This is a genomic window from Paenibacillus sp. CR_12 (assembly GCF_041953985.1).
Taxonomy (GTDB): domain Bacteria; phylum Bacillota; class Bacilli; order Paenibacillales; family Paenibacillaceae; genus Paenibacillus_AQ; species Paenibacillus_AQ lautus_A.
On record NZ_JAVFHO010000002.1, the window covers coordinates 1,205,099 to 1,216,393 of the forward strand.

The following is an 11,295-nucleotide window of genomic DNA, read 5'->3' on the forward strand; positions in this document are numbered from 1 at the left end:
GATGCTTATTCCGAAGCAAAGAACATAGGGAGTCCGGCGTCTGATGAGCAAAAAAGAGCCAGAATGATAGGTTCTGCCTCTTTTCCTTCTATCGATATGCGGTTAAACCTGCAAGCGCGAATTAAGATCCGCTCTTGCTGGCTTCGGTTGTCAACACGGCTTTGCGAGACAGGTTAATCCGTCCCTGCTGGTCGATTTCGGTAACCTTCACGGTAATGACGTCACCGATTGCAACCACGTCCTCTACCTTCGCTACGCGCTCAGTCGAGAGTTGGGAGATATGCACAAGCCCGTCTTTGTTAGGCAGGATTTCAACAAATGCACCGAATTTCTCAATCCGTTTTACAGTACCTGTATAGATTTCGCCAACAGCCACCTCACGCACGATGCCTTCGATAATCGAAAGAGCCTTCTTGTTCATCTCATCGTTGGACGATGCGATGAATACGCGGCCGTCTTGTTCGATATCGATCTTCACGCCGGTCTCTTCGATGATTTTGTTGATGATTTTGCCGCCGGCCCCGATAACATCGCGGATTTTATCCGGGTTGATCTGCATCGTAATGATCTTAGGTGCATATTGGGACAGCGTTTCTCTTGGCTTTTGAATGGCTTCCGCCATTTTTCCAAGGATGTGCATGCGTCCTTCTTTTGCCTGCTGCAGCGCTTCCTGCAAAATCGCGCGGTCGATGCCGTCGATCTTGATATCCATCTGAATGGCGGTAACCCCGTCAGGCGTACCTGCCACTTTGAAGTCCATGTCGCCGAGATGGTCTTCCATCCCTTGAATGTCCGTCAAGATGGAAACGTGGTCTCCGTCTTTAATCAAGCCCATCGCCACGCCGGCTACAGGCGCTTTGATCGGCACCCCTGCGTCCATCATGGCAAGCGTGCTTGCGCAAATGCTCGCTTGGGATGTCGAACCGTTCGATTCAATCACCTCGGACACGAGGCGAATCGTGTACGGGAAATCCACTTCATTCGGAATGACCTTCGACAATGCACGTTCACCCAGTGCACCGTGACCGATTTCACGACGGCCCGGAGCGCGAAGCGGACGCGCTTCCCCAACGCTGAACGGCGGGAAGTTATAATGGTGCATGAAGCGCTTGGTCTCTTCCAGATCGATTCCATCGAGAATTTGTACATCGCCTAGAGCACCTAGTGTACATACGCTAAGAGCCTGGGTTTGTCCACGCGTAAACAGACCGGAGCCATGCGTTCTAGGCAGCAGGCTGGTATCGCAATCGATAGGACGGATCTCGGACAGACCGCGGCCGTCCGGACGAACTTTATCGTGCGTGATCAAACGGCGAACTTCTTCTTTCACGATATCGTGAAGGACCTCTTTAACATCCTTCAACAACTCGGGTGTCTCGAGGTATTTCTCTTCGAACACGGTGTACGCTTCGTCGTTGATAGCGTCAATCGCATCTTGGCGAGCGTGTTTCTCCTCAATGCGAACGGCTTCAACAAGACGGGCTTCCGCAAATTCGCGCACTTCGCGATTCACGGTTTCATTGACCGCATGAAGCTTAACCGCCATTTTCTCTTTGCCGCAAGCTGCCACCAGCTCTTCGATCTTGGCTACGATTTTCTTGATTTCCTCATGCCCGAACATGATCGCTTCCAGCATGACTTCCTCAGGAACTTCGTTCGCTTCGGCCTCGACCATCATGATCGCATCTTTGGTGCCGGCGACGACCAGATAAATATCGCTTGCTTCCTGCTCCGCAATGTTCGGGTTCACGACAAAGTTGCCGTCAACGCGACCCACCGCGACGCCGCCGATCGGACCGTTAAAAGGCACGTCCGAGATGCTCAAGGCAGCGGAGGTACCGATCATGGCCGCGATTTCCGGCTCGCAATCCTGATCAACGCTCATCACCAAATTCAGAACTTGAACGTCATTCCGGAATCCTTCCGGAAACAGCGGACGAATCGGACGGTCTGTCAGACGGCTGGCAAGAATCGCCTTCTCGCTTGGTCTGCCTTCGCGTTTGATGAATCCACCCGGAATTTTACCGACTGCGTACAAGCGCTCCTCATAGTTGACCGTCAATGGAAAGAAATCCAGATCCTTCGGTTCACTGGAAGCCGTCACCGTACACAGGACTGCCGTTTCGCCGTAACGAACCATAACAGCCGCATTAGCCTGCTTCGCAAGGCGCCCTGTTTCGAACACCAGGGGTCTTCCGCCAAGCTGCATTTCAACACGTGTTTCCATGTAATCCCTCCTCATGGGGATAAATTTTTTTGAAATCCTAATCATCAGCATGTTTTTGCCAAACGCTGTCCACATTTCCTAACCAGAGTCATCGAAGCGGTCGAATATCACGAACCTATGTACAGGAACAACCCGAACCGTATAGAAAACATTCTCCGTATAGATTGCCCCGGTTATTCCATGAAGTGAAAATTAGCGAACAGACCACGCCTACCATCTATCAAGAATCTATATTAAGATAACCCCACAAAGTGGAGTTTAGGCTATGAAGCGTACGCAGTACTTTGTGGGGAAGCTTTCGTAACGGTAAATTGTACAATACTTAGAAAAGAGCCCGGCTGTGCCGCTGTCGTTCCAAGAAGGACAGTGGACAACCAGGCTGTTTTCGGCACATCTTATGGATGATTAGCGACGCAATCCAAGCTTCTCGATCAAAGCACTGTAACGTTTAACATCCTTGTTTTTCAAGTATGCAAGCAACTTACGGCGTTGGCCGACCATTTTCAACAATCCGCGACGGGAATGATGATCCTTCTTGTGCGTACGCAAGTGGTCAGTCAAGTTCGTAATGTTTTCCGTTAGGATAGCGATTTGCACCTCTGGGGATCCTGTATCGGACTCATGAGTTTTGTGCTCGTCAATCAGTTGTTGTTTACGTTCTTGAGTCAATGCCATCCTGTTCACCTCCCTCATTATAATCGCCGTTGGCCCAGGTACCGACGGTGAGATCGAACATCCAAGCCAAGGTTAGAATTGCCCGATCCTCGGGCAACCTCTAAGAGTATAGCATACTTTACCTGAAAAAGAAAATCCGTTTGCGAACAATTTGTCCCAAAACGTTTTATTCGCTGACATTCAATATTTTGCGGGCCTCGACGGCATCCCGCTGAATCCATTCCACAAGCTCCTGAACCGATTCGAATTTATGCTCCTTGCGGATATATTGAACGATATCCACCGTCATGATCTGGTCGTACAGATCCCCTTCGAAATCAAACAGATGGACCTCGAAGATCGGTTCAGTAATCCCTTCGTGGAACGTCGGCTTCACGCCGACGTTCATGACGCCCGGTATCCAGTCGCAATGCTTATCCGTGCGGGCACGGACGGCATAGACGCCCAATGCAGGCGCCACGAATGGATCCGTCAACTCCAGGTTCGCGGTAGGGAAACCGATCTTTCTTCCCCGCTTCTCCCCGTGAACGACCGTACCCCGGATGTGGTAATTCCGTCCGAGCCAGCGGTTTGCGTCCGACAGCTGTCCAGTTTTCAAGGCAATCCGTATGGATGAACTTCCTACCTTCTCGCCGTCGACCAGGAATGGCGGTACCGTAACGACCGACATTTTGCCTTCCCCGAGTTCCTGAAGTTTAACTGCGTCTCCTGCGCCTTTATGGCCGAACCGGAAATCAAATCCGACTACCGCCGTTTGAAGATTCAAGGGAAAGAGCATTTCTTCAACAAACGCTTCCGGACTTACTTGGGAAAATTCTTTATTGAACTCGACGACGTACAGAATATCGATGCCCATCTGCTCAAGCAGCTGCTGCTTGTCAGGCTGGGGAGTCAGATAACCTTCGTAGCTCCCCTTACCGATCACGTCCTTCGGATGCGGATAGAAGGTAATGAGCGCGGCCGGCACTCCATTCTCCCGAGCAATGCTGACAGCGGTCGAAAGCACGCTGGCGTGTCCCAGGTGAAGACCGTCGAACTGGCCGATTGCCGCTACCTTGGGCTCGGCAGCTTCTCGTACGATGTCGGAAGATACAGGATAAGATAATGAAACAATCCTCATGATTTCTCACCTCCACTCACTAAATCCAGTCATGCTTAGGAAAATACTTTCACGGGAACGATAGCGCCCGTCTCTTCCTGACGCTTATAGATGCCCAGAAAGTTTTCCTTTATATCGTACAAACGGATAGGCTCCGAATGGTCGACGGCCGGTTCTACCGCCCTGGAGGACAAGCGTTGCCCCTTCAGCGCGGCCTCCGCCTTCTCTTCGGAAACCGTATGCTTTGCTAGATGATGAATCGCTTGATCCACCGGAATAAGCCGGGTTTGCAGCGTTTCATCCTTCATGAACTGCTCAATTTGCTCTAGGGTCAAGCACTGCGCCTCGGTGATTCCCGCCGATATCGTACGTACCAGCTTAACCATGACGGACGGCAGGCCGAGCTTCCTCCCGATATCCACACAAAGCGTGCGGATGTATGTACCTTTGGAGCACAGTACACGGAAAGAAATTTCCGTATACTCCCCTTCCGCATCAAAGTCCGTCATCTCGATTTCATGAATCGTTACGGTACGGCTTTTGCGCTCCACCGTCTTGCCTTCTCTGGCAAGCTCGTACAATCGTTTGCCGTTGATTTTGACGGCGGAATACATAGGAGGAACCTGAGAGATCTGGCCTGTAAAAGATTGCAGCGCTTCAAGCGCCTCGTCTCTGGTCACGCGGACTTCATCCGCAGTCTCCACCACATTCCCGGTAATATCCTCGGTATCGGTCGAGTATCCAAGGCGGAGGACCGCATGATACTCTTTAGGCAGCTCCTGCAGATATTCGACGACCCGCGTAGCTCTCCCCAAGCATAACGGAAGCACGCCCGTCACTTCAGGGTCCAGCGTCCCGGTATGTCCGATCCGCTTCAAACGAACCATTCCCCGAACTTTGGCTACCACATCGTGGGAGGTCCATCCGGCCGGTTTGTGAACGGCCAAGATGCCTTCTAATTGCGTCATAGCTTTAATCTCACCTGCTCTACTACTTTAGGGATGATGTCTTGAAGGGAACCTTCCATGCTGCACCCTGCCGCCCGGACATGGCCGCCACCGCCAAAAATTTGGGCCAACGCGGCAACATCCACTTTGCCGGCTGAACGCAAACTCGCCTTGACCATTCCGGATCTCAGCGATTTGAACAGGATCCCGACTTCGACTCCCTGAATGTTTCGGGGATAATTGACGATCCCTTCAAGATCCTCGCTAACGGCACCGCATAGTTCCATATGCTCGGGGGTTACGTACACCCAGGCTATTTTACCGTCATCCGACAGACTCAACGTGTTTAACGCCTGAACCAACACCTTCATCTGCGGGAGCGTCATTTCCTCAAGCAGCGTTTCCGCAATTTCGGGGCCGTTCACGCCATAGGATAACAGATCGGAAGCCATGCTCATGACCTTGGGCGACGTATTGGAATAACGAAAACCGCCGGTATCCGTTAACAATCCGGTATATATCGCAGTGGCGATTTCGGCATCCCAATCGATTTCAAACAAATTCAGCAAATCATAAAGGATTTCTGCGGTTGCAGCCGCCTCGGGCACAACCAGGTTAACGGCTCCGTAACGATCATTCGTTGGATGATGGTCAATATTAACGATGCTCGCATGATCGGCAAACACCTGCTGCGTATAACCTACTCTCGCAAAATCCGCGCAATCCACGCAAATGACGTTTGAAAACGTCCTTCCCGGCTGCTGTTCGGACAGATTGAGAATGTCTTCTGCATGCCACAGCTTTTTCATGCGCTTCGGGATAGGCCCTTCGTTGATCATCGTGAATTTCTTGCCCAGACATGAGAGAAGCCAGCCCACCGCAAGGGTGGAACTGACTGCATCTCCATCGGGCTGAACATGCGACACAACCAAATAATCATCGTGCTCCAGCAGAAACGACTTCACCTGCTGCAGCTCTTGTTCATAGGTCTGCATTCGCCCTCTCCTTTATAAACAAAAACTACTCTATTTCTCTTCGCGATCCACGATTTCAGTCAGCAGCTTCTCAATATGGCTGCCATATGCAATGGATTCGTCGAATTTGAAGATCAGCTCCGGAACATGCCGGAGGCGAATCCGCTTGCCCAGTTCGGAGCGGAGGAAGCCGCTTGCCTTCTCCAGCCCTTTCAAGGAAGCCGCCTTCTGCTCGTCGTCCCCGAGCACGCTAAGGTATACCTTCGCTTGGGACAGATCGTTAGTTACATCCACGCCGGTCACGGTAATAAAACCGATTCTCGGGTCTTTCAATTCCGTTTGGATCAGTTGGCTGAGCTCTTTTTTAATCTGCTCGCCTACGCGCCCAGTTCTGATTTTTGCCATGGTCTGATCACCTCATTCGTTAGCGCTCTACCGTCTCCATGATGAAGGCTTCGATTACGTCCCCTTCTTTGACGTCGCTATAGCCTACCAAGGTAATACCGCACTCGTAACCCTGTGCCACTTCTTTAGCGTCATCTTTAAAGCGCTTGAGGGAATCGATCTTGCCTTCATGAACGACAATGCCGTCACGGATCAAGCGAGCTTCTGCGTTACGCGTAATTTTACCGGATGTCACCATACATCCTGCAATCGTACCCACTTTGCTCACTTTAAAGGTGTTGCGGACTTCCGCATGACCGATCACGGATTCTTTATACTCCGGATCGAGCATCCCCTTCATAGCTTGCTCAATTTCCTCGATTACATTATATATTACACGGTGCAGACGGATATCAACCTTCTCCTGCTCGGCGGTTTGCTTCGCTTGAACGTCAGGACGAACGTTAAACCCGATTACGATCGCGTTAGAGGCAGCTGCCAAAATAATATCGGATTCGGTGATGGCACCGGCACCGCTATGGATAATCTTGACGCGCACGCCTTCCACTTCGATTTTGTTCAAGGAACCTTTCAGGGCCTCGACGGAACCTTGCACGTCACCTTTGATAATCACGTTAAGATCCTTGATTTCGCCATCTTTAATGTGCTGGAAGAGATCATCCAGCGTCACCCGCGTATTCGTGTTCAATTCGGACTGACGATGGGTAATCGCACGCTTATCCGCGATATTACGCGCTTTACGCTCATCCTCGAACACCATGAACGGATCGCCGGCGCCCGGAACTTCAGTCAAACCGGTAATTTCGACCGGCGTAGATGGTCCGGCTTCTTTTAAACGACGGCCTTTATCGTTCACCATGGCGCGAATACGTCCAAAGCAGTTGCCGGCTACGAAGGCGTCGCCCACTTTCAACGTACCATGCTGAACGAGGATGCGGGCTACCGGTCCTCTGCCTTTATCAAGCTCAGCTTCAATCACGGTACCGCGCGCGCGTTTATCAGGGTTTGCTTTATATTCGTTCACTTCTGCTACCAGAAGGATCATTTCAAGCAAGTCTTCCAGACCCATCCGCTGTTTCGCCGAAACGTTAACGAAGATGGTATCTCCGCCCCACTCTTCAGGCACTAACTCATATTCCGTCAATTCTTGTTTGACTTTATCCGGGTTAGCGTCCGGCTTATCGATTTTGTTCACGGCAACGATGATCGGCAAACCTGCCGCTTTAGCATGGTTAATCGCTTCGACCGTCTGTGGCATCACGCCGTCGTCGGCCGCGACCACGATGATCGTCATATCCGTTACTTGCGCACCGCGGGCACGCATGGCCGTAAACGCTTCGTGACCCGGTGTATCCAGGAACGTAATCTTCTTGTTATTGATCTCGACTTGGTAAGCACCGATATGCTGCGTAATTCCGCCAGCTTCGCCACTAGATACGTTCGTGGAACGGATCGCATCCAGCAGCGTCGTTTTACCGTGGTCAACGTGACCCATAATCGTAACGACCGGTGGACGCTCTTTCAGTTCTTCCGGAGCATCGTTTTCTTCAACGGTCTCAAAACGATCTTCCTCTACCGGAATTTTCACTTCGACTTCTACACCGAATTCGCCAGCGAGCAATAGAATCGTATCGATATCCAGCTCCTGGTTGATGGTGGCCATCACGCCGAGGAAAATCAGCTTCTTGATGACTTCGGAAGCGTCCTTATGAAGCAGCTTCGCCGTTTCACCGACGGTCATGTTGCCACGGACGATAATTTTCTTCGGCGTGTTGTCGATTTTCTCACGAGGCGGCTGCTGATTATGTTGATTCCGGCCGCGGTTGTTCTTGCCACCGCGATTGTTTCCACGGAATCCTCCCTGACGGTTGTCATCAAAACGCTTGGAGTCTGAACGATTGTTATTGTTGTTTCTGGAACCGCGGTTCTGGCCGTTGCTGTTATTGGATCCTGAGAATCCGCCTCCGGTTCCACCCGGCTTGCTCTGAGGACGCGCTCCGCCTTGGTTGTTGCCGCCCTGCGGACGCGATCCTCCTTGATTATTGCCTTGCGGACGCGATCCGCCCTGATTATTGCCTTGCGGACGCCCGCCGCCTTGACCTCCGCCTTGTGGACGGGATCCGGTCTGCGTGCTGCTGCCGCTCGGTCTGGAGCCTTGGCTGCGATTATTCTGCTGGCTTCCTTGTGCGGAGCCAGATTGGTTTCTTCGGGTATCCTGCCCTCCTTGGGGACGCTGGGAACCTGAAGCATGTTGTGTGTTTGAATTCGTTCTACTATTCATACCTACCTGCTTTTCCTGTTGTTTTTTGGGCTGGCTTTGACCTTGTTGTCCTGATACTCGTTGTCCTGAATGACGCATACCGTCCTGCCCATTACGGTTGCCGTCTGCACTCACGTTAGTGGAAGTGCCTTCTGTTTTAGCATTGGATACGGATGCGGCTGCATTCGCTCCGGAACCCGAAGGTTTGCGGTTCTCGGTTCGGGGAGCGTCGCCACTGTCCCGCTTGGCTGCCGCATTCGATTTGATATCTTTGAAGAACTGCTCTACCTTCGACACCGTATCGTTTTCCATTACGCTCATGTGGTTATTGACCGGAACGTTCAAACGCTTAAGGATCGTGATAATTTCTTTACTGCTCATGTTCAACGATTTAGCATATTCGTACACTCGAAGTTTATTGTCTTTGTTTTCCTGTTTACTCAATATACTCCACCTCCGACATTGTCTCCATTTTCTTGGAGATCATTTCTGCGAATCCTTGATCCGTAACTGCCAGCACAACCCGCTCGGGTTTACCTACACTTGTGCCCAGACTTTCCCGGTCAAATCCGATTACCAGAGGGATATTGTAAGAACCGCATTTGTCGCGGAACTTCTTTGTTGTATTATCTGAGGCGTCACCCGCCAGAATAACCAATTTTGCTTCAGAAGACCGGATGGCTTTGAGCACGATCTCATCTCCGGTAACCACCTTGCCTGCCCTCATGGCCAGGCCGAGCTGAGAAAGCGCCCTATTCATCATCGGCAGCACTCTCTTTTGCAGCCAGGAATTCATCCTCAACCTTGATGAAATCCTGTGCCAACTGTTCGTAGATCTCAGGCTTCACATGTTGTTTCAACGCTCGATCCAGTGCTTTATTTTTGTGTGCCAGCTTGAAGCAGGAAACCTTGCCGCATAGATACGCTCCCCGTCCCGACTTTTTGCCGGTGAGATCGATCAGGACAGCGTCATCGGGAGTCCTGACAATTCGGATGAGCTCTTTCTTCGGCATCATTTCCTGACACGCCACACATTTACGCAGCGGTATCTTTCTCTGTTTCAAGACGACAACCCCCCGTCATTTGGAATTAATCGACAGAGACGGAATCCTGGTGCATTTCACCTGATTGGGACTTCGGTCTGCCAAATTCCTGCTCCGCCTGACTTTCGCTCTTAATATCAATCTTCCAGCCGGTCAGCTTCGCCGCGAGACGAGCATTCTGGCCTTTGATCCCTATCGCCAGCGAGAGTTGGTAATCCGGAACGATTACGCGCGCCATCTTCTCATCTTCAAATACTTGGACTTCAAGCACTTTGGATGGGCTCAGCGCATTGGCCACGTATTCTTCGACCTGGTCGGAATAACGCACGATGTCGATTTTTTCGCCGCGAAGCTCATTGACAATCGTTTGTACGCGCAATCCCTTAGGCCCTACGCAAGAGCCGACCGGATCGACTTCATCGTTGCGGGAATACACCGCAATTTTGGAGCGGAATCCCGCTTCGCGCGCAACCGAGCGAATTTCCACGACGCCGTCGAAAATTTCCGGCACTTCCAGCTCGAACAGGCGCTTCAAAAGGCCCGGATGCGTACGGGACAGCATAATCTGCGGCCCTTTGGTTGTGTTCTCAACCTTCGTAATGTACGCTTTGATCCGGTCGCCATGCTTGAACTTCTCGTTGGGCATAAGCTCGGTAAGCGGCAGCGCCGCTTCGATCTTGCCAAGGTCGATATAGATGTTGCGCAAATCCTGACGCTGCAGCGTACCCGTAACGATATCGTCTTCCTTGTCAATAAAAGCGCTGTAGATCAGGCCGCGTTCGGCTTCTCTAATGCGCTGGGTAACAACCTGCTTTGCCGTTTGAGCGGCGATCCGTCCGAAATCACGCGGCGTAACCTCGATTTCCGCTATATCTTCGATCTGAAAATGCGGATTGATCTCACGTGCGGCATGCAGCGAAATTTCAGTGCGCGGATCCAGAACCTCGTCCACGATCAGCTTCCGTGCGAACACCTTGATAACACCCGTGTTGCGATTCATGTCTACCCGTACATTTTGCGCGGTGTTGAAATTGCGCTTGTAACTTGAGATCAGTGCCGCTTCAATGGCTTCAAACAGCACATCCTTGCTGATGCCCTTCTCTCTTTCCAACTCATTCATCGCTTCAATAAAATCCATACTCATTGAAAATCGGTTCCCCCTTTCAAAACTTCCGTTTAAAAAATGATGGCCAATCTGGCACTGGCTACTTTTGCATATGGAATCACGTGCTGCTTCTTCGCGGTCTGAATGACCAGCTCCTCGTTATCAAAGGATTCCAGCTTGCCTTCAAACTCCTTCAACCCGTTAATCGGCTCGTATACCGTAACAAACACGTTCTTGCCGACCGACTTCGCAACATCCTCTTTTTTCTTCAGGGGACGTTCCGCGCCAGGAGAAGAGACTTCAAGAAAATAAGCCGTCGGAATCGGATCGTTCTCGTCCAGCTTCTGGCTCAGGTGTTCACTGATTAAACCGCAATCGTCAATGTCAATGCCGCCGTCCTTATCAACAAACACGCGCAAGAACCAGTTGCTTCCTTCCTTAACGTATTCCACATCTACCAGTTCAAAGCCGTGTTCGTCCAAATACGGCTGCACCATTTCTTCCACAGTCGTTTTAATCTTTGATGTGCTCAAAGAACATAACCTCCAAGTTGATTTCCT

General features: G+C 51.2%; 11 protein-coding genes. All 11 read right to left on the reverse strand.

From position 1 onward, the window contains the following. Window positions 1–121: 121 nt before the first annotated feature. Entirely contained in the window at window positions 122–2,227 is a 2,106-nt protein-coding gene (gene pnp / locus RB297_RS09200) for a polyribonucleotide nucleotidyltransferase (protein WP_192571289.1), read from the reverse strand. A gap of 405 nt (window positions 2,228–2,632) precedes the next feature. Further along, entirely contained in the window at window positions 2,633–2,902 is a 270-nt protein-coding gene (rpsO, locus tag RB297_RS09205; protein WP_006211281.1) for a 30S ribosomal protein S15, read from the reverse strand. 166 nt (window positions 2,903–3,068) lie between these two features. Beyond that, window positions 3,069–4,022, reverse strand: coding sequence for a bifunctional riboflavin kinase/FAD synthetase (locus RB297_RS09210; protein WP_213579184.1), 954 nt, complete (start codon window positions 4,020–4,022; stop codon window positions 3,069–3,071). 35 nt (window positions 4,023–4,057) lie between these two features. Continuing rightward, on the reverse strand, window positions 4,058–4,969 hold the full coding sequence (gene truB / locus RB297_RS09215) for a tRNA pseudouridine(55) synthase TruB (protein ID WP_375120304.1): 912 nt from the start codon (window positions 4,967–4,969) through the stop codon (window positions 4,058–4,060). Then, a complete protein-coding gene (locus tag RB297_RS09220) occupies window positions 4,966–5,943 on the reverse strand; it encodes a DHH family phosphoesterase (protein WP_096774500.1) in 978 nt (325 codons plus the stop codon). Before RB297_RS09220 ends, truB begins: the two co-directional genes overlap by 4 nt. Window positions 5,944–5,973: 30 nt before the next feature. Further along, window positions 5,974–6,327, reverse strand: a complete 354-nt coding sequence (rbfA, locus tag RB297_RS09225) for a 30S ribosome-binding factor RbfA (RefSeq protein ID WP_090908225.1) — start codon at window positions 6,325–6,327, stop codon at window positions 5,974–5,976. Between the two features lie 19 nt (window positions 6,328–6,346). After that, window positions 6,347–9,031, reverse strand: a complete 2,685-nt coding sequence (gene infB / locus RB297_RS09230; RefSeq protein ID WP_192571287.1) for a translation initiation factor IF-2 — start codon at window positions 9,029–9,031, stop codon at window positions 6,347–6,349. Continuing rightward, entirely contained in the window at window positions 9,024–9,347 is a 324-nt protein-coding gene (locus tag RB297_RS09235; RefSeq protein WP_175320809.1) for a YlxQ family RNA-binding protein, read from the reverse strand. Before RB297_RS09235 ends, infB begins: the two co-directional genes overlap by 8 nt. Continuing rightward, complete coding sequence (rnpM, locus tag RB297_RS09240) at window positions 9,340–9,651, reverse strand: RNase P modulator RnpM (RefSeq protein WP_009594698.1); 312 nt, start codon at window positions 9,649–9,651, stop codon at window positions 9,340–9,342. The genes RB297_RS09235 and rnpM overlap by 8 nt, the downstream gene beginning before the upstream one ends. Before the next feature lie 25 nt (window positions 9,652–9,676). Beyond that, entirely contained in the window at window positions 9,677–10,774 is a 1,098-nt protein-coding gene (gene nusA, locus RB297_RS09245) for a transcription termination factor NusA (RefSeq protein WP_009594773.1), read from the reverse strand. Window positions 10,775–10,806: 32 nt separating this feature from the next. Beyond that, a complete protein-coding gene (rimP, locus tag RB297_RS09250; protein ID WP_009594781.1) occupies window positions 10,807–11,268 on the reverse strand; it encodes a ribosome maturation factor RimP in 462 nt (153 codons plus the stop codon). Between the last annotated feature and the right edge of the window lie 27 nt (window positions 11,269–11,295).

Coding starts and splice junctions, on each gene's coding strand:
- pnp (WP_192571289.1), bottom strand. CDS start 2,227: ATGGAAACACGTGTTGAAATGCAGCTTGGCGGAAGACCCCTGGTGTTC.
- rpsO (WP_006211281.1), bottom strand. CDS start 2,902: ATGGCATTGACTCAAGAACGTAAACAACAACTGATTGACGAGCACAAA.
- nusA (WP_009594773.1), bottom strand. CDS start 10,774: ATGAGTATGGATTTTATTGAAGCGATGAATGAGTTGGAAAGAGAGAAG.
- RB297_RS09210 (WP_213579184.1), bottom strand. CDS start 4,022: ATGAGGATTGTTTCATTATCTTATCCTGTATCTTCCGACATCGTACGA.
- rbfA (WP_090908225.1), bottom strand. CDS start 6,327: ATGGCAAAAATCAGAACTGGGCGCGTAGGCGAGCAGATTAAAAAAGAG.
- truB (WP_375120304.1), bottom strand. CDS start 4,969: ATGACGCAATTAGAAGGCATCTTGGCCGTTCACAAACCGGCCGGATGG.
- RB297_RS09235 (WP_175320809.1), bottom strand. CDS start 9,347: ATGAATAGGGCGCTTTCTCAGCTCGGCCTGGCCATGAGGGCAGGCAAG.
- RB297_RS09220 (WP_096774500.1), bottom strand. CDS start 5,943: ATGCAGACCTATGAACAAGAGCTGCAGCAGGTGAAGTCGTTTCTGCTG.